Consider the following 23,854-nt stretch of genomic DNA (forward strand, 5'->3'; position numbering starts at 1 on the left):
AAAACGTTTCGGGTGTCAAAGCCCGAAATCTCGCGCCGGGCCTGCCCCTTGCGGCAGCGCGACGCCGGGCCCGCGCATGATCGCACGGGCGGCCGAAATCTGATCGAGAGGCAGGAAAGCCTCTTACCCGCCGGGCAATGGACCGGCATCCAGGCGCATGCAGTGGGCTTCCCGGCAGCGGAGCCCGGCCATCCTGCGGTCCGGCTGCGCCTATTCCTCAGCCGTGGGCAGCCAGTCCACGACCGCCGCGACCTGCGTCAGTTCCCGTCGCAGGATGGGCACGGCATGGTCCACGAAACCGCGCACCGGCGACCAGGGCCGCGGGTTCGGCCGGAAGATCATGTTCACCGGGACCGCTTCCGGCTCATACGGGGTGAGCACGCGCCGCAGCCGGTCCGCCGACAACAGCTCCGCCACCTGATAGGACAGCGCGCGCATCAGGCCCTGCCCCCGGAGCGCCGCGTCGAGCCCCGCGCCGACACTCGTGATGGAGAGCCGCGTGTGCACCTGTATCGACCGCGTCCGCGCGCCGCCGGGCTTCTGCCGGAACGTCCAGAGTTCGCGGTTCCCGTCCGGGTTCACCCCGATGCAGCGATGGCCGGAAAGCTCCGCCGGCTCCCGGGGCGGACCATGACGGGCGAGATAGGCGGGCGAGGCACATACGACCTGCCGCACCTCGCCGAGCCTCACCGCGACCAGGCCGCTGTCGTGCAGATGCGCCAGCCGGATGGCGAGGTCGATGCCTTCGCCCATCATGTCGACCATGCGGTTCAGCAGCAGTGCCCGCGCCTGCACCTCGGGATGCCGTTCGAGGAATGATTCCAGCACCGGCGCCACCTTCAGCCGGCCGAAGAGCTCCGGCGCGGTCAATACCAGCGTGCCGCCGATGGCCTTCGCCGCCTGTCCCTCCCGGGCCTCGGCGAGCCGGGCCAGGACGTCACGCCAGATCGCGGCGTGCCGCTCGCCGGCCTCGGTCAGGCGCAGGCCGCGCGTGGAGCGCAGCAGCAGCGTCTCCCCCGCAGATGCCTCCAGGAGGGCGATGGCGCGCGTGGCCGCCGCCGCCGACCGGCCGAGCCGCCGCGCGGCGGCGGCGAGTGAGCCTTCGTCGATGGCGGCGACCGCCAGCTCCATCGCGTCAAGCCGGTCCATGGTTTCAGATCCTGAAATCGAGCAGGTCATCCAACGCGCATTCAGCCGTCTCGTGCAAGTCACTACCCTGGCTCAACAGCAACGAGGTGACGCCATGAACCAGACGAGTTCAGCGCTTCAGCGCCGCAGGCTGTTGCTCTCCCTGGCGGCGGCCCCGGCCCTGGCGCCTTTCGCGCCGGCTGCCGCCCGCCCGGCATCAACAACGGAGACAAGCATGTTCGACATCCACTACCGCACCCGACAGATCGGCCCCGTGGAAGTCTTCTACCGCGAGGCGGGAGCGGCCGATGCGCCGGTCATCCTGCTGCTGCACGGCTTCCCGACGAGCAGCCACATGTTCCGCGATCTGATCCCGCTGCTCGCCGACCGCTACCGGGTGATCGCGCCGGACCTGCCCGGCTTCGGCCTGACCAGGGCGCCGGGACGTGAAAGCTTCGACTACAGCTTCGACAACCTGGCCAAGGTCATCGGCCAGTTCACCGACGCGATGGGCCTGGGGCGCTATGCGCTCTATGTCTTCGATTACGGCGCGCCGACCGGATTGCGGCTGGCGATGGCGCGGCCCGAGCGGGTGAGCGCGATCATCTCTCAGAACGGCAACGCCTATCTTGAGGGGCTGAGCACGGAGTGGGATGCCTGGCAGGCTTATTGGCGCGAGCCGACGGAGGACAACCGCGCCCGCTGCCGTGCCGCGCTGACCGACGAATTCATCCGCTCCCAGTATGAGCAGGGCGCGCCGGCGGGGCGTGTCGCTCCCGATGGCTACACGCTCGACCAGTTCTTCATGCACCGCGCCGCAGCAGCCGATATCCAGCTCGACCTCATCCTGAGCTACCGGACGAATGTGGCGCTCTATCCCGCCTTCCAGGGCTACTTCCGGCAGCACCAGCCGCCGCTGCTGGCGGTCTGGGGCAAGAACGATCCGTACTTCCTCCCCGCGGGGGCAGAAGCGTTCAGGCGGGACCTGCCGAAGGCGGAGGTGCATCTGCTCGACACCGGGCACTTCGCCCTGGAAACGCATCACCGGGAGATCGCCGGCATCATCCGCCGCTTCCTGCCAGCCTGACGAACGGCCTCCTCGTCGCCCGGCGGCGAGGACAGGCACCGGCGTCGCGCGGCTCACGGCCCCGAAGGCGTGCAGGCCGGTACAGCCGTGTTCCGGAACGGAACAGATCCACTCGGCAGGCATGTCGGCGCTCCCGGCCCTCTGGGTGGATCAGCAGATTCTCCGTTCCGGCGCGCAGCTTCCCGGACCCTGCCGCATGCCGCGCCGGTCCCCGTCCTTCCCAGGACAACCAGCCGATCCAGCCGGGCATCGCTCCGGTGCGGAATGGCCCGACGGCCGCAGCCCCGGCCGCCAGGCGCCGCACGGAGAGCGCAGGTCGTGCATCCAGCGATACCCGGATCAGAGAGAACCTCACGACTACGTTATTCAACGATCGCAATTTCGTGTTGAGTTCGAAACTAACTCCACTATAAAAACCACAAGAGTATCTTTTTCCGAGAATATTCACGGTGCGAAGAACGCCGCCGGGAAAGTTGCGGGCAATGAATCGTTATTAAGACGGCTGGCGCGAAGCGTCAGCCAGAGCGTATGCGGGGGAAATGTGGAGCAGCCGGAGCAGCGTATCAGGGTCGCGGTTGCCTGCTCCGGGCTAGGGCATGTCCAGCGTGGTATCGAGTCCTGGGCACGGGATCTGGGCGCCGCGCTGGATCAGCGCCGCGCTTCCGTCGAAGCGACCCTTTTCGCCGGTGCTCCGCTGGAGCGGGCACTCGATGTCTTCTGCTGGCGCCGCTCGGGCCACGCGGCAAGGCTCGCGGCGCATACACTGGCTTCGCTCGGCGGCTGGCGCTTCGGCATGGGCTCCACCTACGAGGTCGAGCAGACATCATTCGCCCTTGGCCTCATCCGGCACATCCGCACCGGGTTCGACATTCTCCATGTGCAGGACGTGGCCGTCGCGAAGTTCTTCGACCGCGCCCACGCGCTTGGCCTGTCCCGCCCGCGGGTCCTGTTCGCGAATGGAACCGGCGAAGGCCCGGAGGTGCTAGGCCGGTTCCGCTATCTCCAGCATCTCACGCCCCGGGCATTCGAATCCTGGGCCCCCGCGAAGCCTGCCCCGCAGCGCAGCTACATGGTCCCGAATTTCGTGAAGGTGGCGCAATTCGCCTCCGGCAGCCGGCAGCAGGCGCGCGAGCGGCTTGGCATCGATCCGGATGCCACCGTGGTCCTGTGCTGCGCGGCCATCCGGAAGAAGCATAAACGCATCGACTGCCTGATCCGGGAATTCGCCGATGCCCGCCGCCTCACAAACGAGAAGCTGGTCCTCGTCATGGCCGGCGGGCGCGAGACGGATACTCCCGAACTGATCAGCCTCGCAAAAGAGCTTCTGGACGATTCCGTCAGGATCTTCGTCAGCCTCCCAAGAGAAGAGATGGGCGGCCTCTACGCCGCATCCGACATCTTCGTCCTGCCATCGCTGTTCGAACTCTTCGGCATCGTGCTGATCGAGGCCATGGCAAGCGGGCTTCCCATCCTGTGCCATGATACGCCGGATTTCCGTTACGTGGCCGGTGAGGGGGCGCTTTACAGGGACCTCTCGGTGCCGGGGGGAATCAGGGACGGAATCCTGGACATGCTGCGGCCGGAGTATCGCGCGGCCCTGGCCGACCGGGCAAAGCGGCACATACGGCAGACTTTCGACGAGGAGGTCGTCGTGCCCCAGATCATCCAGATGTACCAGGATGTCGTCAGAGAAAGGCAGGAATGATGCCCGGCGCGCCCCATTCCATGGATGAACCCGCCGGGGATATGAGCGTGAGCGTCGTCATCCCCGCCTTCAACAGCGCGAATACGCTGGGACGGACAATCAGAAGCGTATTGTCCCAGACGGTGCCGCCGCTCGAAATCATCGTTGTCGATGACGGCTCCGCCGATGACACCGCCGCCGTCGCAGCGGCTTTCGGGCCTTGCGTACGTGTCATCCGAAAGCTGAATGGGGGGCCGGCATCGGCCAGGAACCTTGGCGTAAGCCATGCGCGCGGCCGTTGGATCGCCTTTCTTGACGCTGACGACCAATGGGGGCCGGCGAAACTCGAGAGGCAGCTGCCGTATACGATCCCGGACGATGTCGGTCTGGTGCACACGCTGATTGACGACCGCGCGGATGTCCCGGAAGTCCTGGACTTCGATCTTCTGTGGAGGCGGAACTGGATCGCGAACTCGACGGTCCTCATCCGCCGGGACGTGTTCCTGGCGCTGGGGGGGTTCGATGAGGCGCGGGAGCTCATCTCTGTTGAAGATTATAACCTCTGGGTCCGGCTGGCCGCATCCGGCTGGAAGATCGTGCTGTGCCCTGAGATCCTGACGGATTACACGCGCGGCGTCGGAATCTCTTCCAACATGCTGCGGTTCTTCGATGCGTCTCTCTATAACGCCAGAGCCCTGTCGGACAGGCTTTCGCTTTCCCCAACCACGCTGAAGCACAAACTGGCGGAGATATGCCTCGACTTTGGCAAAGGCGCGATCTACCGGCGCGATATGCCTATGGCAAGAAAGTTCATCATTCGTTCGATGAAGTTCTACTGCACGAAATCCGCTGTTTTCCATTTCGGCGCGGCGCTGATGCCCGCCGTCGTCCTCGACCTCCGCAGAGTCATGTTACGTCTCGTGCAGGGTGACCGACCTGTCCAGAAGATCAGGATCGTCCAGGTCACGGCGACCGCCGCATACGGGACGGGCTGCCGTTCCCTTTCGCCTGAGAATCAGGATGATGTCGTGGCGCTGTTCAACGAGCTGGCGCAGCATCTGGTCAGATCCCGCCCCTCCTTGTTCGGGCAGGATGTCAGGATCCGCGATGCGATCTCCAGGATAGCCTGGGACGGGTATCTGGACCCCAGGAAGCTGAGGCGGAAGCTACGCTATTCCGACCGCAGCGCCTGGCTGTCCCTCGAATCGACGGAGATTGGCTATCTCTGCCTGAGATTGCTTTCCGCCGTCGTCAGGGAGTCTGCTTCCGTGGCAGATCAGCCCATAGGGGTGGGCGCATTGCAGATGACGGTTGCCGAGAGGTCCCGCCTCATGGTGCTGAGGGAGCGCCTGGGGACTTCCGATGAGGCAGAGAAAGCGTATCAGCTGGCGGTCATGATCTGCCAACGCCGCGCATCGGCTCGCATCTCCTCCTCCGTCAGCATCAACGATGCCTCTGCCGCGTTGCTCAGGGACATCATCCGCGATATCCGCCATGCGCTGAAGGATATCCGCTTTGATTTCGGCAATGCGGATGCACTTTATCTGTGGAAGCTCGCAGAGGAAATTTCCCAGAAGAAGGCCTATCTGTGGATTGATGCTCTTCTCCTCGCCGATCAGCTGGGCCGGGCAGGTCTGCAGAACGAAGTTCCCGCGAAGCTCGTTCCCGACAGGGCCATCCACGCCGCCCAGGCCGCCGGCTAGTGCATAAGCCACCAGCGCGGGCAGGCCCGGAATCCCGGTTGTCCGGGCAGTTCATGATCCCGTGGAACCGGGGAACCCCGAAGGCTGCCGGAGCATGCCGGCAGGGCCTGAGTCGCGCTAGCGCAGAGCATCGGCCGGAACTCGAGTTGGTTTGATGAAGTCTGCTGGTTCTCTTCAAACAGGAGACGACAATGCATCTTGAAAAGCGGGTTCTGGTGACGGGCGGCGCCGGTTTCCTGGGCTCCCATTTATGCGAACGGCTGATCGCGGACGGCGCCCATGTCATCTGCGCGGATAATTTCTTCACCGGGGCGCATCACAATATCGAAGCCATTCGAGACCATCCCCGTTTCGAGCTGATCCGGCACGATGTCTGCTTTCCGCTCTATGTGGAATGCGATGAGATCTACAATCTCGCTTGCCCCGCCTCGCCGATCCATTACCAGCGTGATCCGGTACAGACGACCAAGACCAGCGTCTCCGGCGCCATCAATATGCTGGGCCTGGCCAAGCGCGTGAAGGCCAGGATCTTCCAGGCTTCAACTTCGGAAGTCTATGGAGATCCGCATGTGCATCCGCAGCCCGAGAACTACTGGGGTAACGTCAACCCCATCGGGTTCCGGTCCTGTTACGACGAGGGCAAGCGATGCGCCGAGACATTGTTCTTCGACTACCGGCGCCAGCACAATCTCCGCATCAAGGTGGCCCGGATCTTCAATACCTATGGCCCCCGCATGCACCCGAATGACGGGCGCGTGGTCTCCAGCTTCATTGTCCAGGCGCTGATCGGCAAGGACATCACCGTCTTCGGCGATGGCAGCCAGACACGTTCCTTCTGCTACGTGGACGACCTGATCGAAGGCTTCGTTCGCCTGATGCAAACGCCGGACGATGTCACGGGGCCCATCAACATGGGAAATCCCGGGGAGTTCACCATCACTGAACTGGCCCAGGAGGTCATCAGGATGACCAATTCCTCTTCGAGGATCGTGTATCAGTCCTTGCCCCATGACGACCCGAAGCAGCGCCGCCCGGACATCGAGAAGGCGCAGCGGGTGCTGGGATGGGAGCCCGAGGTCGACCTGCGGGCGGGCCTGGAGAAGACGATCGCCTATTTCGAGAAGTTGCTGACCAGCGGCCGGGTCAAGGAGATCATCGGCTACCCAATGTGACGGGGGCTTCCCTGACCCGGTTCTTCGCGCCGGGCCCTGTCTTTCAGGCCAGGAGCCGGTGTGGAAGGCCAGGGCGGCGACCGCCGGATGGTCGTCGCCCGTTGCCGCCACGCTACGCATGCCGGGCCCGGCCATATCCTCCAGCCCGATCGCCGGGATGCCTGAGACAGGCTGGAATTGCGCGGGCATATCCTTGAACGTGGCGATACGCACCAACGCATCGGCGCGCCTTCGGCATCCGCGGAGCAAGGACCGTTCCGGTGCCGCACCTTCCTTTCAGGGAGGGCCGTCCCTATCTGCGAATGCGGTCACAGGACCACGACAGCCGCAGAGGAGTGTCGCGGATGGACGAGCATCACCCTGGCGTGCGTCCCGGTGAGCGCCCGCCGGCCGGGGGAGAGCAGGCCCTGGTTCACGATCCCGTCTGCGGCATGACGGTCGATCCTGCCAGGACGCCGCACCATGCCCGGTATCACGACACCACCTTCCATTTCTGCTCGGCGGGCTGCAAGGCGAAGTTCGAGGCCGACCCGGACCGGTACCTCACGGCAAAGGAACCGGCCGCGCCCGGGGCGCCGCAAAGCGCGACGGTTTATACCTGCCCCATGCATCCGGAGGTCCGCCAGCAGGGGCCGGGCAAATGCCCCATCTGCGGCATGACCCTGAAGCCGCTGGCGGCGGGCGCCGGGGCCGTGCCGGTCCGGCAGCCAGCGGCGCAGGCCGCCGCCCCGCCCAGGGCCGCGCGGGCGGGGGCGGTCTACACCTGCCCCATGCATCCGGAGATCCGCCAGCAGGGGCCGGGCAGCTGCCCCATCTGCGGCATGGCGCTGGAGCCGCTGGAGGTCACGGCCGAGGCCGCCCCCAACGAGGAACTCGCCGATATGAGCCGGCGGTTCTGGATCGGCCTCGTGCTGACCGTGCCGATCGTCATCCTGGACATGGGCGCGCATATCCCCGGCCTCGGCCTGGACCATCTGGTGCCGCCTCGGGTCTCCGCCTGGGTCCAGTTCCTGCTCGGCACGCCGGTCGTGCTCTGGGCGGGCTGGCCATTCTTCGTGCGGGGATGGCAGTCGTTCAGGAACCGCAGCCTGAACATGTTCAGCCTGATCTCCCTCGGCGCCGGCGCGGCTTATTTCTACAGCCTGGTCGCGATCTTCGCGCCCGGTATCTTCCCGGAGGGATTCCGCGGTCGCGACGGCACCGTCGCCGTCTATTTCGAGGCGGCGGCCGTCATCACCGTGCTGGTCCTGTTCGGGCAGGTCCTGGAACTCCGGGCCCGCGAGCGGACCGGGGGCGCCATCCGCGCCCTGCTGAACATGGCGCCCAAGACGGCGCGGCGCATCCGCGCCGACGGCTCCGACGAGGAAGTCCCGCTGGGCGAGGTACATGCCGGCGACCGGCTGCGAATCCGGCCGGGAGACAGCGTGCCCGTGGATGGCGAGGTGCTGGAGGGAAGCGGCGCCGTGGATGAATCCATGGTCACCGGCGAATCCCTGCCCGTGGAGAAGGGGCCCGGCTCCCGCGTCGTCGGCGGCACCGTGAACGGCACGGGCGCGCTGGTGATGCGGGCGGATAAGGTCGGCTCCGACACCATGCTCTCGCGCATCGTGGCGATGGTGGCCGAGGCGCAGCGCAGCCGGGCGCCGATCCAGCGCCTGGCCGATACGGTGGCCGGCTACTTCGTCCCCGCCATCATCGCCGTCGCGGTCCTGGCCTTCGTCGCCTGGGCCATCTGGGGCCCGCCGCCCGCGCTCTCCTACGGGCTGATCGCGGCCGTCTCGGTGCTCATCATCGCCTGCCCCTGCGCGCTCGGCCTCGCCACGCCCATGAGCATCATGGTGGGCGTCGGCAAGGGCGCGACGGGCGGCGTGCTCATCAAGAACGCCGAGGCGCTCGAACACATGGAGAAGGTGGACACGCTGGTCGTGGACAAGACCGGCACCCTGACCGAGGGCAGGCCCAAGGTCACGGCCGTGGTCCCGGCGCCCGGCTTCACAGAGGCCGAGGTGCTGCCGCTCGCCGCCATGCTGGAACGCTCCAGCGAGCACCCGCTGGCCGCCGCGGTCGTGGCCGCCGCCAAGGAGCGCGGCATGGCCCTCGGCGAGCCCGCCGGCTTCGCCTCCGCCACGGGCAAGGGCGTGACCGGCACGGTGGAGGGCCGCCGGGTGGCGCTGGGCAATGCGCGGCTGATGCAGGAGCTGGGGGTGGAGCCCGGCGACCTCGCCACCCGGGCCGAGGAGTTCCGGCGCGAGGGCGGCACGGCGCTGTTCCTGGCCGTGGACGGCAGGCCGGGCGGGCTCATCGTCGTGGCGGACCCCGTCAAGCAGACCACGCCGGCCGCGCTGGAGAGCCTGCGCGCCAGCGGCATCCATATCGTCATGCTGACAGGCGACAACAGCACGACGGCGGAGGCCGTGGCCCGCAGGCTCGGCATCGCGGAGTTCCACGGGGATGTCCTGCCCGAGGACAAGCACCGCATCGTCCGGGAGCTTCGCGCCAGGGGCAAGGTCGTCGCCATGGCCGGGGATGGCGTGAACGACGCCCCGGCGCTGGCGGAGGCCGATGTCGGCATCGCCATGGGCACCGGGACGGATGTCGCCATGCAGAGCGCGGGCGTGACGCTGGTGAAGGGCGACCTCGCGGGCATCGCCCGGGCGCGGACCCTGTCGCATGCGGTGATGCGGAACATCCGGCAGAACCTGTTCTTCGCCTTCATCTACAACGCCGCCGGGGTGCCGCTGGCGGCGGGGGTGCTCTATCCCGTTCTGGGCATCCTGCTCAGCCCCGTCGTCGCGGCCATGGCCATGGCCTTGAGCTCGGTCTCCGTGATCGGCAACGCGCTGCGGCTGAGGGCCATCCGCCTCTAGGATCGGCCGCGGCAGGCGGGGCTCCCGCCGGCCGGCCCCTGGCAGGCCGGAGCAAAGGCTCGGCCGAAAATTGCGCTGTCAGAAGAAACATGGTCACATCGAGGCTCAGGAGTAGAATGAGGATAGCGTGCAGAGCCGCCATGCAGACGCCGAGACGCCAGTCGCTTCCGCCCCACAGGACCTGGCCGATATCGCGCCGTCCTGCCCGCTCTGTGTGGATCTCGACGGGACGCTGACGCCATCCGACACGCTGGTGGAGGGCCTGCTGGCGCTACTGGCCAGCAGGCACCTGCCCTGGGCCCTGCATGGCCTGCTGACGGGCGGGCGCGCGCTGCTGAAGCAGCGGGTGGCGGAAGCCACGCTGATGGATGCCACCCTGCTGCCCTACAACACCAGCCTGCTTACCTACCTGCAGGAGGAGAAGCGGCGGGGCCGCCAGCTCGTGCTGGTGACCGCCGCCGATATCAGCGTGGCACGCGGCGTGGCCGAGCATCACGCCGGGCTGTTCGACGAGGTCATGGCTTCAGACGGCCGGCGCAACCTCAAGGGGGAGGCCAAGGCTCAGGCGCTGGTCGAGCGGTTCGGCGCCGGGAACTTCGCCTATATCGGCAATGACGCGACGGATGTGGCCATCTGGCGCGTCGCCCAGGCCGGCATCCTGGTCAATGCCAGCCGCCGCACCGCCGCCGCCGCGCGGCGGGCGACGCGGGTGGAGGCCGAGTTCAAGCGGGACATGCCGGTGCCGCTGGCGCTGCTGCGGGCCATGCGGCCGCACCAATGGGCCAAGAACCTGCTGGTCATCGTGCCGGTCTTCACCGCCCATGCCGCCCTGGACCCCGCGAGCTGGATGGCCGCGCTGCTGGCCTTCGTGGCCTTCTGCGCGACGGCCTCCGGCATCTACCTCTTCAACGACCTGACCGACCTGGCCGCCGACCGGCGTCACCCGCGCAAGCGGATGCGCCCCTTCGCCAGCGGCGCGGTGCCGCTGACCACCGGCTTCCTGACGGGGGCCGCGCTGCTGGCCATCGGGCTGCTGCTGGCCGCGGCGGCGGGGGCATTGCTGGTGCTGCTGCTCTATGCGGTGCTCTCGGTCGCCTATTCCATGAAGCTGAAGGAGCTGCCGCTGGTGGACGTCTTCGTCCTGGCGGCGCTCTATACCCTGCGTATCGTGGCGGGCGGCGAGGCCACCGGCCACATCATCTCCCTCTGGCTGATCTGCTTCTCCAGCTTCCTGTTCCTGAGCCTGGCCCTGGTGAAGCGGGTGGAGGAGCTGCAATCGGCGGCGGAACGCGGCAAGGGCGCGCTCTCGCGCCGCGGCTACACGCCGGCCGACCTGCCCATCCTCCGTGGCTTCGGCTGTGCCTCCGCCTTCTCGGCCAGCCTCGTCCTGGCGTTGTTCGTGCAGGCGGAGGCGATGCAGGCGCAGCGCTACGCCTCCCCCGCGCTGCTCTGGGCCCTGGTGCCGCTGATGCTGTTCTGGCAGTGCCGGCTCTGGCTGTCAGCCGCGCGCGGCTACATGCATGACGACCCCATCATCTACGCGGCGCGGGACTGGGTCTCCTGGCTGGTCGCGCTCTGCGTCTTCCTGGTGCTCACCGCCGCCAAGTCGGTCACTTGGTTCGCGCCCTAGCGGTCGGCCGGCATGACCCCATCCACCCTGGCGCTCATCCTGGTGAGCGTCACGATGTCCGCGGCGGCGCAGGTGCTGCTCAAGTTCGGCGTGCAGGCGGCCCGGCCGGCGCCGGGGATGGAGCTGCCCATGCTGGCGGCGCTGTTCCGCACGCTCTTCCATCCCCTGGTACTGGGGGGCCTCGCGCTCTACGGCCTCGGGGCCGTGCTCTGGATCGGGGCGCTGGGCCGCACGGAACTGTCCAAGGCCTATCCCTTCGTCAGCCTCGGCTTCGTGCTGACCGCCGCCGCCGGCGCGCTGCTCTTCCATGAGACGCTGAGCATGCTCCGGGTCTCCGGCATCGCCCTCATCGTGATCGGAGTGATTCTTGTCGCCCAAAGCTGAGAGCGCCACCGGGTCCTGGCTCCTGGCGCATCCGTTGCTGCTGGCGGTCCTGGCGGCGGCGGTGTCAGTCGGCCTGCAAGGCTTCGCCTTCGGCATCAACAACAACGTCTTCCACATCCCCATCGTGCTGGGATACGGCCAGCTCGGCCAGTTCGCCGGCGACCCCTTCATCCAGTCGCTGGGCCGCTTCGTCTCGCCCGTCTACCTCGCCCTGGGGCTGGTGGCGGATGAGCGGAACATCCAGGGCCTCTTCCTGGCCTGCCACGTCCTGACGCGCGTGCTGACCTTCCTGGCGCTCATCCTCATCGTCACTGCATCGGGCGTGCGGGGTGGCTGGCGCCTGCTGCTGGCCGTCGCCGCGCTGGTGCTGGCCAGGGGGCTCTACGGCGTCTCCCCGATGGGGGAGGGCGGGATGCTGCCGGACTACTTCACCCATAGCGAGCTGTCCGGCGCCTTCGCCCTGCTGACGGTCGCCGCGCTGCTGCGGGGGCGGCTGGTGCTGGCCGCCGGACTGGCCGGCATCGCCTTTGCGCTGAATGCCTTCATCGGCGTCTGGATGCTGGTGCCGGTGGGGCTGGGCCTGCTGGCGCCCTGGGCGGGGTGGGACGGGCCGCGCCCGCAGCCGCGCCCCTGGCTGCGGCAGCTTCTCCTGGCCGCCCTGGCCTTTTCCGTGCCGGCCCTCCCGGTCGCGGTCTGGGTGCTCCGCTCCACCGCCGGGGACGCGGCCGTCGCGCCCTTCGACTACCGCGAATATCTCTACTTCTACTTCGGCAAGCATTTCTTCATGCAGGCATCGAGCACCAGGGAGATCCTGCAGTCCGGCACCGCCGTGCTGGCGGGCCTCGCCGCGCTGCTGGTGCTGCCGAACTGGCGCAGGGCCCTGCTGCCCCTGGCCGGGCTGCTGCTGGTGCTGGGGGCGGGGGCAGTGGCCGGTATCTTCGCCAACTCGCGCTTCATCCTCAACCTGCACCTCATCCGCGCCGACAGCCTGCTCATCATGCTGTCCGGGGCCTATGTGGCCGCCGCCACGGCCCGGCTGGCGCAGCCCGCCTGGAACTGGCGCGGCATCGCCGCCCTGCTGTCCCTGGCCGGGCTGCTCAGCGGCCTCTGGGCCCTCAGCGCGGTGGCCCTGGCGAACGCCTGGCTGGCCGGGGCACGGGCGGCGGCGCCGGGCGCCCCGGCGGGGCGGGCCATCCCGGCGCTTTGCCTCGCCTTGCTGGCGGCAGCGGCGATCCTGAACGGCGCCGCCCTGCGGAAGGAGCTCGCCGCCGATGCCATCCCGCGCGAGGCGGATCTAGAGGGCATGATGCCCCGGGCCCCGGAATGGCTGGAGATGCAACTCTGGGCCCGGCAGAATACCCCGGCCGAGGCGCGCTTCCTGGTGCCGTCCTGGCCCAGCGGCTTCCGCATCGGTGCCCAACGGTCGGTCTGGGTGGACTTCAAGCAGGGTGCCACCGCCATGTGGGCACCCGACACCTATGCCGGCTGGCGCCAGCGCGTGGACGAGATCAACCGCCTGCGGAGCCTGCCGGAGCGCTGCGCCTATGCCCGCACCCGTGGCCTCGACTACGTCATCATCGACCTTCGCCCGGGCCGGGCACCGGCGCTGGAGGGAAGCCCGGCGGTGCCGCTGCACGCGAACCGCCTCTTCCGCGCCTATGCCGCGGCCTCCTGCTAGTGGCGGGGCAGGGGGCGGCCGGCATGGATGAACTCGGCTTCCTGACGGCGCTGCACCGTCCCGGCACCCTGGTCGATGCCGGCGCGCATGACGGGTTGCTGGCCCTGCCGCTGGCCCGGCTCCCCGGCGCCTCCGTCCTGGCCTTCGAGCCGCTTCCCGCCGCCTTCGCCCGCCTCGCCGCCGCCTGCGCGGGCATCGACGCCATCACGCCCATCCCCCAGGCGCTGGGCGATGCGCCCGGCCGGCTGGCCCTCTCCGTGCCGGTCGTGGAGGGGGAGCGGCAGGAGCAATGGGCCTCCCTCGTCAAGACCTTCCAGGGCCATGGCCCACATGTCCGGGCCGAGACGATCGAGGTGCCGGTCGTCACGCTGGACAGTTTCGGGCTGGCGGACCTGACGGCCATGAAGATCGACGCGGAAGGCGCGGAATACGAGGTGCTGCGGGGCGCGCGCGACACGCTGCGGCGCTGCCGCCCCGTCCTGACGCTGGAGCTGGAGGAGCGGCACCGGGAAGGCTCCACCTGGGCGGTGCCCGCCTTCCTGGACGCGCTGGACTATGCCACCTGCTTCGTGCTGGACGGGCAGTGGTGGCCGGCCACGGCGCTGGACCGCGCGACGATGCAGCGGGCCAGCCCCGATCCCTCGGACTACGCGGCCTCCGACCCCTATGTCTTCAATTTCTTCGCCTGGCCGCGGGAGCGGGAGGCGGAGGTCCGCCAGGCCCTGCCGATGATCCGGCCGAGGGCCTGAGCGCCCGGCGCCTACCGCTTCGTCAGCCAGCGCTTGGCGATGCGGCAGGCGACGGTATAGGCGGGGTTGAAGACATTGCCGACATCGTAGCGGACGACCTGTCCCATCAGGTGGCTGGCGGCCCGCGCGTCCAGGCCGTAATCCTCGCCCAGCCAGTGCATCATCTCGGTGGTGGCGTGCTGCAGGGCCTGGTCCAGCGGCCGGGCATTGCCGATGGTGAAGATGTCCTCCGCCGTCTCGCCGCGCGGCCAGGTGATCTTCCGCTTCAGCACCCGGAAGGTGACCTCCATCTCGAAGGAGGTCTCGATGCCCGTGCCGACGATCTCGCCGTCGCCCTGGCAGGCATGGCCGTCGCCCAGGTAGAAGAGCGCGCCCGGCACCGAGACCGGGAACCAGGCCGTCGTCCCAGGCGCGAAGAGCCGGTAGTCCATGTTGCCGCCATTCTGCGCGCTGGTGGCCGTGGACAGCGCCTGGCCACCCGCCGGGGCCACCCCGAAGCAGCCGATCATGGGCTGCAGCGGCGGCGCGAAATCCTCCAGCCCCGGCGCGGGCTCCTGCAACCGCACGACGCCGGCCCCGGTGTCGATGTCCCAGACGGAACGCTGCGAGGGCGGGCGCTCCAGGATCGCCGCGGGGTCCAGCACCGTGAGGGCGAGGGGCGAATAGGTCCAGCCGGTCGAGCGGCTCGGCGTCAGGCGGTTGATCTCCACGGCCAGGGTATCGCCGGGCTCGGCGCCCTCGATGAAGAAGGGGCCGGTCATCGGGTTCGGGCGGCTGGCGACGGCGACCTCCCGCGCATCGAGGCCCGAGGCGTCGATGGTGTCGGTCACGACCGTATCCCCGTCGGCGACGCGCAGGCACGGTTCGGCGGTGCCGATGGCGTTGTGGTAGCGGGTGGGGCGGAAACGATGCGTGGCCATGGGCGCTCTCCGGGACATCTCAGTGCCGCCGGTGGGCCGTCCGATGAGCCACGCCGCAGCTGCCGGTCACGCTAGGAAGCGCGTCGATCAGGGTCAAGCCCGCCCATGGTGGCCGCCGGTGCCGGGCGATGCAGCAATGAATTGACCCCGCAACAGAACACTCGCGATACTGCCGCGACAAAAGGGAGGAGCGCCAATGAAGCGCCGAGGTATCATCGCGTCAGCCGCGGGGCTGATGCTGAGCCCGCTTGTCACCGCCCCGCGCCCGGCCGGCGCGCAGCAGGCTTCATCCTGGCCGAACCAGCCCCTGCGCCTGATCGTTCCCTTCGCCGCCGGCGGGCCCACGGATGTCGCGGCGCGCTTCCTCGCCGAGGACCTCGGCAAGGTCCTGCCCCAGCGCAGCCTCGTGGAGAACCGCACCGGCGCGGGCGTGGTCGTCGGCACCGAATTCGTCGCCAAGGCGCCGAAGGACGGCCACACGCTGCTCTACACCACCATCGCGCATTCCGTGCTCCGCCCGCTCTTCCCGCAATTGCCCTTCGACCCCGTGAAGGACTTCGCGCCCGCCGCGCTGATCGGCCAGGTGCCGATGGTCCTCTTCGTCAACAAGGACCTGCCGGCCAGGAACCTCCAGGAACTGATCGCGCTGTTCCGCGACAATCCCGGCAAGTATTCCTACGCCTCATCCGGCATCGGCGGCGCCGTGCACCTGGCCTCGGAACTCTTCCTCAGCATGGCCGGCGACCTGAAGGTGCAGCACGTCCCCTATCGCGGCAGCTCGGCGGCCATGCCGGACCTGCTGAGCGGCAATGTCGCCATGCTGATCGATGTCGGCACGGGCGCCATGCCCTATGCCGAGCGGGGCGAGCTGCGGGTTCTCGGTCTCGGCGCGCCGGAGCGCTCCCCGGTGGCCCCGGACGTGCCGACGATCCACGAGGCCGGGGTGCCGGGCTACGAGGCCTATAGCTGGCACATGCTGATGGCCCCGGCCGGCACGCCGCAGCCGGTCGTCGCGGCCCTGAACGCGGCGGTGAACAAGGTGACGGGGCAGGAGGCCTTCCAGCGGCGCCTGCTGGACATGGCGCTCCAGGTGCGGCCGAGCAGCACGCCGGCGGAATGCAGTGCCTTCCTGGACACCGAGACGCAGAAATGGGAGCCCGTCCTCCGCCGCGTCGGGATGTCGGGCCAGGGCTGAGGGGGAGGGGACCGGCGGGCCCCCTTATCCGGGTTCGCCGCGCGGAATCCGCAGCGGCGTGATCTCGACCATGGCGGTCCCCTGCTCGCGCATGCCGAGCTGGGACGCCGTGTGCGGGCTGACATCGAGCACGCGGCTGCGCGTGCGGGGGCCGCGATCCTGGATCACCACGAGCGCCGTGCGGCCATTCTCCAGGTTCCTCACCCTGGCCTCGGTCCCCAGGGGCAGGGTGCGGCTGGCCGCCGAATTGGAGAAGCGGTTGAAGGGCTTGCCATTGGCCATCCGGCGCCCATGGAACTGCCTGCCGTAGAAGGAAGCGCGGCCGCGCTGTGGCCGCAGGTGATGGCCTGGTGCTTCCTGCGCCCGGACGGCCTGGCCCTGGCGCGGCTCCTTCGTTGCGGCCGGTGTACTGAATGCGCTCATGCCGATCATGAGGCAGAATGCGGCGGTAAAAGCCATTCGCATCGCGCTGTCCCCCATCGCTCAGGCCATGGCGTGAGATCTGCGGCAGATGACCACCATGGCCGAGGCGCCGCGCGGCCGGTCCGGCCCGCGTCGCCCTCGTGAAATGCCGGGCCGCCGGAACTAGGCCTGCGGCCTCTGCATGCCCGGCGTCCGGGATGTCGCGGCGGAAGCCGCCGCGGCCTGCCATTGCCGCTGCACCTCCTCATTGACGGAGGCGGCGGACTGGCCGGGCTGCACCACCACCGTCGCGCCGTTCAGGCTGAAGCGGTAGGGCCGCTGATGCCGGTCAGCCTTGTCGACACAGCGGGCAATGACGTGCGGAAGATAATCGTCGAGTCGGGTAGGATAGTCCTCAATCTCGTCCGCCATCTCGGCACTCCCCCAAAGAATGGTGTCATGGAGATGGAACATATGGCCGCGGGTGTCCCATCACATCCTCCGGCGCGCCGGCCTGGCTTCAGGGCGGCGCGGCCCAGCCCGCCGGGCGCAGCGCGATGACGCTGCGGATGTGGTAGCGCATCTCCGCCGCGGCGATGGCGGCATCGCCACGGCCGATGGCATCGACGATGCGCCCGTGCTCCTCCGCCACCCGCCCGCTCCAGTAGGGGCGGCGCTGCTCCATGCCGCGCACCAGGCAGGCCTTGTCGTGCAGGGTCTCCAGCTGCCGCAGCAGGGCACGGTTGCCCGCCGCGTGGCCGATGCGGAGGTGGAACGCACCATCGAGGTCGTTGAAGGCATCGAGGTCCCCGCGCGCCAGCGCCGCCCGCTGCGCGCGGATCAGCGCCTCCAGATCGGCGGCGCAGCCGGGCTCGCGCCGCACCGCCAGGGTCACGGCCATGCATTCCAGCGCCTCGCGCAGCTCGCAGAATTCGCGCACCTCCTCCCCGGTCAGGCGGATGACGCGGTAGAAACGGCCGAAGCGCTCCACCAGCCCGTCCCGCAGCAGGCGCTGCAAGGCCTCCCGCACCGGGGTGCGGCTGACACCGAAACGATGCCCCAGAGCGACCTCCTGCAACTGGGTGCCGGGGGGCAGGCGCAGGGAGGTGATCTCCGCCCGGATGGCGGCGTGGAGGTCCGGGCAGCGCGTGGCCGTGACATCCGGGAAGGCAGCCTCGTCATCCATGGTGGTCACCGGTTTCGGTATGCTGAAATAGAAGGCAGGCGATTGCCGGGGATAGAGGCATCGCGGGTTTCCGGAAGCTATTTGCCGGAGATTGCCGCCTTGCGCCAGCGCCGCAATCGCGATGTATACTGAACCCTAAATCAACGAATTGATGTAGGGGGGCTCCGCATGATCAAGGCTTGGTCTGGCACCGGAATATCCGGTCAGGGTGGCACGGCCACGGGCATGGCCCTTCCCGCACCCCGCCGGCGGGCGGTCCGCCGCCTGGCCCTGATGGCGGCCACCTGCCTGGGCCTCCTGGCCGGGGCGGGCGCCCAGGCGCAGAACCTGCGGGTGGGCGTGCAGGCGCCCTTCGGCATCGACCCGCATTTCCTCTTCGTCGGCCCCAACATGGCGGCGGCGCGCCATATCTATGACAGCCTGATCAACCGCGACCCGGAAAGCCGCTTCGTGCCGGGCATCGTGGAAAGCTGGAAGCCGCTGGACGAGACCACCTGGGAGCTGAAGCTGCGGCAGGGCGTCACCTTCCATGACGGCAGCCCCTTCACCGCCGAGGACGTGGCCTTCAGCATCGCCCGCGTGCCGGAGGTGCCGAACAACCCCGGCCCCTACAGCTCCAATCTCCGCACCATCACCGGCGTGCAGGTGGTGGACCCCTATACCGTCCGCATCAGCACCGACCGCCCCAACCCGACGCTGATGGGGCAGCTGACCAATATCTTCATCGTCTCGAAGAAGGCGGCGGAAGGGGCCAGCACAACGGATTTCACCTCTGGCAAGGCCGCCATCGGCACCGGCCCCTTCCGGCTGGAGCAGTTCCGGAACTCGGAGGGCATGTCCCTCGCGCGCAACGAGAAGTTCTGGGGCGAGAAGGCCGCTTATGCCAAGGTGGACCTCCGCGTCATCGGCAATGACGCCGCGCGGATCGCAGCCCTCCTCTCCGGCGATGTCGATCTCATCGAGGATGTCTCTCCCACCGATGCCGCGCGGCTGGAGAAGGACAGCCGGGTGCGCGTGTTCAAGCGCAATTCCGACCGCATCATGTTCCTGATCCCGCATGTGGGGGCGGAGAAGCTGGCGCTGCTGACGAAGCCCGACGGCAGCCCGCTCGACGTCAATCCGCTGCGCGACCTGCGGGTGCGGCGGGCGCTCTCCCTGGCGCTGGACCGGCAGGCCCTGGCCGAGCGCGGCATGGACGGGCAGGCGATCGCGACCCTGCAGATGGTGCCGGAGCAGTTCGGCGCCTATGACCCCAGCCTGGCCGTGCCGGCCGCCGACCCGGAGGGCGCGCGCCGCCTGCTGGCGGAGGCCGGCTACCCCGAGGGCTTCGGCCTGACCGTCGGCTGCACCAACAACCGCTTCGTCAATGACGCGCGGGTCTGCCAGGTGGTCGGCCAGATGCTGGCCCGCGCCGGCTTGCAGGCCAAGGTGGAAACCCAGCCCAGCAGCGTCTTCTTCCCGCGCACGGTCTACGGCAAGAACGACCTGCCGCTGATGCTCTACGGCCTCTCGCTCTCCTCCTCGCGCGATGCCAGCTACATCCTCTCCACCGCCGTCCACAGCCGGAATGTCGAGCAGGCCTTCGGCCAGGGCAACCGTGGCAGCTTCAGCGATGCCGAGATGGACCGCATCATCAACGACGCCATCACCCGCATGGATGACGGGCGGGAGGAGGCGCTGCGCCAGGCCATGCGCGCGGCGCTGGAGAAGATGCCGATCATCCCGCTCTACAACCAGGTGACCATCGCCGCGGCCGCGCCGGGCGTGGTCTATACCCCCCGCATGGATGAGCAATTGGTCGCCTATCACGCGCGCCCGGCGAAGGGGGCGGGCCAGTGAGCACCCGCCCGCTCATCTCCGGTCCCCGCCATGCCGTCAGCGCCGGGCACTACCTCGCGGCCAGCGCGGGGCTGGCGATTCTGGAAGCCGGCGGCAATGCCATCGATGCCGGCGTCGCGGCCGGCATGGTGCTGGGCGTCGTGCAGCCGGATATCGTCAATATCGGCGGCGTCGCGCCCATCCTGATCCGCCGCGCGGATGGGCGAATGGAAAGCATCGCTGGCCTCGGCCACTGGCCGAAGTCGCTGCCGCCCGACCTCTTCATGCGCGAGCATGGCGGGAAGATGCCGCGCGGCGTGCTGCGCACCGTGGTGCCCGCCGCGCTGGATGCCTGGATCACGGCGCTGGAGCGGCATGGGCGGCTGGGCTTCGCGCAGGTGGCGGAACCCGCCATCCGCTTCGCGCGGGAGGGCTACCGCGTCTACAAGCTGCTGGCCGACAGCATCGCCGAGCATGCGAAGGACTATGCGAGCTGGCCGAGCAATGCCGCGATCTTCCTGCCAGGCGGCCAGCCGCCGCCGGAAGGGGCGCTGTTCCGCCAGCCCGACCTGGCGGCCATGCTGCAGTTCATGGCCGACGAGGACCGGCGCGCCGCCGCGACCGGCGGGCGGGAGGCGGGCCTCGCCGCCGCGCATGACGCCTTCTACAAGGGCGATATCGCCAGGGTCATCGTGGACTTCATCCAGGGCGAGGGCGGCTTCCTCTCGGCCGAGGACATGGCCGGCTTCCGCTCCCGGCTGGAGCCGGTGGTGATGCGGGAATGGCGCGGCCACCAGGTCTGCACCTCCGGCCCCTGGTGCCAGGGCCCGGCGCTGCTGGAGGCGCTGCTGCTGATGGAGCGCGCGGGCTTCGACGGCCTCGCGCATAACAGCGCGGACTACCTGCACCTGACGGCCGAATGCCTGAAGGTCGCCATGGCCGACCGCGAATACCATTTCGCCGACCCCGCCTTCACCGATGTGCCGCTGGAGGCCCTGCTGGGCGAGGCGCATCTCGCCGCCCGCCTCGCCGGCATCGACCGGCAGCGCGCCCATCCCGGCATGCCGGAGCCGCTGCTGGGCCCCGGCACCATCCTGCCGCCGCCCAGCCAGCGGCCGCTGCCGGCCATCGAGCCCGATACCTCCTACGTCGCCGTGGTGGATGCAGAGGGGAATGCCTTCTCCGCCACGCCCTCCGACGGCACCTATAACGGCCCGATCATCCCGGGGCTCGGCATCATCGCCTCCGGCCGCGGCACGCAGTCCCGCCCGGACCCCGCGCATCCCTGCGGCGTCGGGCCGGGTAAGCGGCCCCGGCTGACGCCCAACCCGGCCATGGTGGTGAAGCGCGACGGCGGCGTCATGCCCTTCGGCACGCCGGGCGGCGATGTGCAGGTGCAGGCGATGCTGCAGGTGCTGCTGAACCACCTGCATTTCGGCATGGACCTGCAGGAGGCGATCGAGGCGCCGCGCGTCGCCACCTATTCCTTCCCCTCCTCCTTCGCGCCCTATGACTATTTCCCGGCGCGGCTGGCGGTGGAATCCCGCATCCCCGCCACGGTGCGGGAGGCACTCCGCGCGCGGGGTCATGACATCAAGGACTGGCCGGACTGGACCTGGCTGGCCGGCAGCGTGGAGGCCGTGAGCAGCGACCCCGCGACGGGCCTGCGCCTCGCGGGCGCCGACCCGCGCCGCCCGGCCTATGCCGTGGCGATGTGAGGCGGGGCCGTGTGCGGGCGGGAGGCCGCCCGGCCCCCAGTGACGCCCGGCGGGCGGATATGGCGCCATGACCGCGGTGACGCATCTGCTGAGCGGATTGCAGATCGGCGGGCTGGAGCGGGCCGCGCTGCGCCTGGCCGGCGCCGGCCTCCGGCGCGCGCAGCGGCACGAGATGCTGCTCTACGACACGGGCTTCCGCTCCGCCGCGCTCGACTTCGACCCGGGGCCCGTGCCCACGCATCTCCTGCCCCGTGGTCCCGGCGTCGACCTGCGCTTCGCATGGCGCCTTGCGCGGCATCTGCGGGCACGGGGCAGCGAGGTGGTGCACGCGCATAATGATACCGCGCTGTTCTACGCCGTCCTGGCCACGCGGCTTCTCGCGGGTCGCCGCCCACGCGTCGTCGGGACCTTCCATTCCTGGCCCGCGCGCGGGTCGTGGAAGGCCCGCGCGCTGAACCGCGCCGTCGCGCCGGCCGCGTCGGTGGTGGCCGTCTCCCGGGAACTGGCCAGCCGCCTGACCCGCACGGGATGGCTGCGCCGCTGCGGCGTCATCCGCAACGGCATCGCACTGGAGCAGCGGAGCGGAACGCAGGCGGAGCGGATGTGGCGGCGGGAACTCGGTATCCCCGATCAGGCCGTCCTGGTCGGCCATGTCGGCCGCATGGACCCGGTCAAGCGCCATGCCGACCTGCTCCGGGCCGCCGAACTTCTGCGGCCGGGCCACCCGGAGGTCATGTTCCTGCTGGTGGGGCGCGGCGCCCTGGAGGGGGAGATCCATGCCAGGGCGGCGGGCCTGCCGAATATCCGCATCCTGCCCCAGGTCACGGATATTCCCGGCCTGCTGCGGAGCCTCGACATCTTCGTGCTCTGCTCCGCGCATGAAGGCGCGCCGCTCGCGCTGCTGGAAGCCATGGCGGCCGGGCTGCCCCTGGTCGCCACCCGCGTCGGCGGCATCCCGGAGATGCTGGGGGAGGCGGCGCCCGCCGGCCTGCTCGTGCCGCCCGCCGATCCCGCCACGCTGGCGCGGGAGATCGCCGCCCTGGCCCGAAGCCCGGAGCGGCGCGCGGCGCTCGGCCGCGCCGCCGCCGGGCGCGCGGCGGAGTTCTCCTTCGAGGCCGAGTGGTCGGCCTATGCCGCGCTCTATGCCGGGGCGCCGGCCGGCGCCGATCCGGGCGGGTTGGCATAATTCAGACGGCTGGGCAGGTGCTTCTGGATGCGCCCGTCCCGCTCGCAATGGCAATTCGGGCAGTTGAGCTTGAAGGCATCCCGCGCGGCGGATTTGTGCTCCGGCGTGAAGAGCATCTCGCGCAGCGGCCGCTCCCGGATATTCCCGAGCCTGAAGGTCACGTAGCAGAGCTGCACCGTGCCATCGGCGCCGATCCAGAGGAGGTTCTTCACATCGCAGGGGATCCGCATATCCGGGCCCTTCAGCAGCCAGTCCGGGATGGAATGGATGCTTGGCAGGCTTTCACGGACGCGGCGGGGATGCTGCTGCTTGAGCCGGCTGAGCTCGCGCACGAAATCCTCCAGCATCTCCCGGTGCTCGGGCATGAAGTTCAGCCCGCCCTCGTTGCCATCGGTGAAATAGGGCAGGGAGTAGTGCACGAGGTCCGTGTGGAAGCTCATGTCGAAGCGCTGCGCGAAATCCCAGGCCGCATGCAGCGCCGGCAGGTTGCAGGTCGGCCGCATCACCAGGTAGTTCAATTGCAGGGACAGGGCCGATCCGTAGCGCGCCCGCGCATAGGAGAGGCCTTCCTCAAGCCGCCGGAAGCGGTCCTTGCGGTTGACGTAGTTGTCGTAATCCTCCCCGGTGCCATAGAAGCCGATGGTGATGTTGCGCAGCCCCGCCTCGAACAGGGCGTCGATCTTCTGGCGGAGCAGGGTGCCGTTGGTGGTGACATAGGTCGCCATCCCCAGCTGGAGGGAATGGCGCACCATTTCCGGCAGGTCGCGGTGCAGCAGGGGCTCGCCGCCATAGAGGCGGACCAGCTCCACGCCGCTGTCCCTGGCATCCGACAGCGTCTGCCGCACTTCCTCCAGCGTCAGGTGCTCGCCGGGCATGAAGTCACGCCCATAGCGGCAGCCGGTGCAGCGGAGGTTGCAATGGGCGGTGACGGCGATGGTGAGGCGGCGGGGGCGGGGCTGGATGACGGAAGGCAGGACCTGCCCGACGGTGTGTTCCAGCAGCCCCAGCCCCTGTTCCGCCTGGCGGAGCCCTTGCTTGACGGCGGGCATGGAGGCGGCGCCCGACCGCGCCGCCGAACGCATTCTGTCGATGACCTGCCTGAAGGGCGCGATCCGCCCCTGGGCCAGTGTGGTGTCGCCCGCCATTATTCCGGTATTCCCCTATCAGTAGGCATAAGACCGTTGCATATTGCCAACGATAAGGGTGCGCGAAACCAACCTGGGGTTGAGTAACGGTTACGTTAACACTCCTTCTGCGTTTCCTGGAGCCATTGTCCGGCCGGTGTAAGGCCTGGAGCCGCGGCGGCGGCATCCTCCCCCGGCGCCGCTGGCGGATGATCCTGTCGCC

At 69.0% G+C, this 23,854-nt stretch carries 20 protein-coding genes; 14 read left to right on the forward strand and 6 right to left on the reverse strand.

Annotated features, from left to right (window positions below; genetic code table 11):
* Positions 1 to 210: 210 nt before the first annotated feature.
* Complete coding sequence (locus tag IAI58_RS18880; RefSeq protein WP_207447714.1) at positions 211 to 1,149, reverse strand: LysR family transcriptional regulator; 939 nt, start codon at positions 1,147 to 1,149, stop codon at positions 211 to 213.
* 214 nt (positions 1,150 to 1,363) lie between these two features.
* Here IAI58_RS18880 and IAI58_RS18885 point away from each other — a divergent pair, with 214 nt between their 5' ends.
* The 9 genes from IAI58_RS18885 to IAI58_RS18925 all read left to right on the forward strand — a co-directional run bounded on the left by IAI58_RS18885 (position 1,364) and on the right by IAI58_RS18925 (position 14,082).
* Positions 1,364 to 2,215, forward strand: a complete 852-nt coding sequence (locus tag IAI58_RS18885) for an alpha/beta fold hydrolase (protein WP_207447858.1) — start codon at positions 1,364 to 1,366, stop codon at positions 2,213 to 2,215.
* 541 nt (positions 2,216 to 2,756) lie between these two features.
* A complete protein-coding gene (locus IAI58_RS18890) occupies positions 2,757 to 3,920 on the forward strand; it encodes a glycosyltransferase family 4 protein (RefSeq protein WP_208776189.1) in 1,164 nt (387 codons plus the stop codon).
* Positions 3,921 to 3,967: 47 nt separating this feature from the next.
* Positions 3,968 to 5,602, forward strand: a complete 1,635-nt coding sequence (locus IAI58_RS18895) for a glycosyltransferase family 2 protein (RefSeq protein WP_207447717.1) — start codon at positions 3,968 to 3,970, stop codon at positions 5,600 to 5,602.
* 191 nt (positions 5,603 to 5,793) lie between these two features.
* A complete protein-coding gene (locus IAI58_RS18900) occupies positions 5,794 to 6,774 on the forward strand; it encodes a UDP-glucuronic acid decarboxylase family protein (protein WP_207447719.1) in 981 nt (326 codons plus the stop codon).
* A 344-nt stretch (positions 6,775 to 7,118) separates the two neighbouring features.
* Complete coding sequence (locus tag IAI58_RS18905; protein ID WP_207447721.1) at positions 7,119 to 9,641, forward strand: heavy metal translocating P-type ATPase; 2,523 nt, start codon at positions 7,119 to 7,121, stop codon at positions 9,639 to 9,641.
* 127 nt (positions 9,642 to 9,768) lie between these two features.
* Positions 9,769 to 11,271, forward strand: a complete 1,503-nt coding sequence (locus IAI58_RS18910; protein WP_207447723.1) for a UbiA family prenyltransferase — start codon at positions 9,769 to 9,771, stop codon at positions 11,269 to 11,271.
* A 12-nt stretch (positions 11,272 to 11,283) separates the two neighbouring features.
* Positions 11,284 to 11,655 (forward strand): DMT family transporter, encoded by a 372-nt coding sequence (locus tag IAI58_RS18915; protein WP_207447725.1) that lies wholly within the window; start codon positions 11,284 to 11,286, stop codon positions 11,653 to 11,655.
* On the forward strand, positions 11,639 to 13,333 hold the full coding sequence (locus IAI58_RS18920; RefSeq protein ID WP_207447727.1) for a DUF6798 domain-containing protein: 1,695 nt from the start codon (positions 11,639 to 11,641) through the stop codon (positions 13,331 to 13,333). The genes IAI58_RS18915 and IAI58_RS18920 overlap by 17 nt, the downstream gene beginning before the upstream one ends.
* Before the next feature lie 23 nt (positions 13,334 to 13,356).
* Positions 13,357 to 14,082 carry an FkbM family methyltransferase gene (locus IAI58_RS18925; RefSeq protein ID WP_207447729.1) on the forward strand — a complete coding sequence of 242 codons (726 nt, stop codon included), beginning with the start codon at positions 13,357 to 13,359 and terminating at the stop codon, positions 14,080 to 14,082.
* 11 nt (positions 14,083 to 14,093) lie between these two features.
* Here IAI58_RS18925 and IAI58_RS18930 read toward each other — a convergent pair whose 3' ends face one another.
* On the reverse strand, positions 14,094 to 15,002 hold the full coding sequence (locus IAI58_RS18930) for an acetamidase/formamidase family protein (RefSeq protein WP_207447731.1): 909 nt from the start codon (positions 15,000 to 15,002) through the stop codon (positions 14,094 to 14,096).
* Positions 15,003 to 15,198: 196 nt separating this feature from the next.
* On the opposite strand from IAI58_RS18930, the gene IAI58_RS18935 reads away from it, so the two are divergent.
* Entirely contained in the window at positions 15,199 to 16,197 is a 999-nt protein-coding gene (locus tag IAI58_RS18935) for a Bug family tripartite tricarboxylate transporter substrate binding protein (RefSeq protein ID WP_207447732.1), read from the forward strand.
* A 24-nt stretch (positions 16,198 to 16,221) separates the two neighbouring features.
* Here the strand turns inward: IAI58_RS18935 and IAI58_RS18940 are convergent, their stop codons facing one another.
* The 3 genes from IAI58_RS18940 to IAI58_RS18950 all read right to left on the reverse strand — a co-directional run bounded on the left by IAI58_RS18940 (position 16,222) and on the right by IAI58_RS18950 (position 17,785).
* Entirely contained in the window at positions 16,222 to 16,620 is a 399-nt protein-coding gene (locus IAI58_RS18940) for a septal ring lytic transglycosylase RlpA family protein (RefSeq protein ID WP_237182445.1), read from the reverse strand.
* Between the two features lie 162 nt (positions 16,621 to 16,782).
* Entirely contained in the window at positions 16,783 to 17,031 is a 249-nt protein-coding gene (locus tag IAI58_RS18945) for a hypothetical protein (RefSeq protein ID WP_207447733.1), read from the reverse strand.
* An 88-nt stretch (positions 17,032 to 17,119) separates the two neighbouring features.
* Positions 17,120 to 17,785 carry a GntR family transcriptional regulator gene (locus tag IAI58_RS18950; protein ID WP_237182458.1) on the reverse strand — a complete coding sequence of 222 codons (666 nt, stop codon included), beginning with the start codon at positions 17,783 to 17,785 and terminating at the stop codon, positions 17,120 to 17,122.
* Between the two features lie 225 nt (positions 17,786 to 18,010).
* Between IAI58_RS18950 and IAI58_RS18955 the strand changes: the two genes are divergently transcribed.
* From IAI58_RS18955 to IAI58_RS18965, 3 genes are all read left to right on the forward strand, one after another.
* Positions 18,011 to 19,624, forward strand: a complete 1,614-nt coding sequence (locus IAI58_RS18955) for an ABC transporter substrate-binding protein (protein ID WP_207447735.1) — start codon at positions 18,011 to 18,013, stop codon at positions 19,622 to 19,624.
* Positions 19,621 to 21,321: a gamma-glutamyltransferase family protein gene (locus IAI58_RS18960; RefSeq protein WP_207447736.1), complete on the forward strand. Its 1,701-nt coding sequence runs from the start codon at positions 19,621 to 19,623 to the stop codon at positions 21,319 to 21,321. The genes IAI58_RS18955 and IAI58_RS18960 overlap by 4 nt, the downstream gene beginning before the upstream one ends.
* 67 nt (positions 21,322 to 21,388) lie before the next feature.
* A complete protein-coding gene (locus tag IAI58_RS18965; protein WP_207447737.1) occupies positions 21,389 to 22,507 on the forward strand; it encodes a glycosyltransferase in 1,119 nt (372 codons plus the stop codon).
* Here IAI58_RS18965 and IAI58_RS18970 read toward each other — a convergent pair.
* A complete protein-coding gene (locus IAI58_RS18970; protein WP_207447739.1) occupies positions 22,462 to 23,556 on the reverse strand; it encodes a radical SAM/SPASM domain-containing protein in 1,095 nt (364 codons plus the stop codon). The genes IAI58_RS18965 and IAI58_RS18970 overlap by 46 nt on opposite strands.
* On the opposite strand from IAI58_RS18970, the gene IAI58_RS23345 reads away from it, so the two are divergent.
* Positions 23,543 to 23,677, forward strand: coding sequence for a hypothetical protein (locus tag IAI58_RS23345; protein ID WP_272874845.1), 135 nt, complete (start codon positions 23,543 to 23,545; stop codon positions 23,675 to 23,677). The two genes, IAI58_RS18970 and IAI58_RS23345, sit on opposite strands and share 14 nt — an antisense overlap.
* The last annotated feature ends 177 nt before the right edge of the window (positions 23,678 to 23,854 follow it).

Origin of the sequence: Roseomonas marmotae, from assembly GCF_017654485.1 — a bacterium.
Classification (GTDB): Bacteria; Pseudomonadota; Alphaproteobacteria; order Acetobacterales; family Acetobacteraceae; genus Pseudoroseomonas; species Pseudoroseomonas marmotae.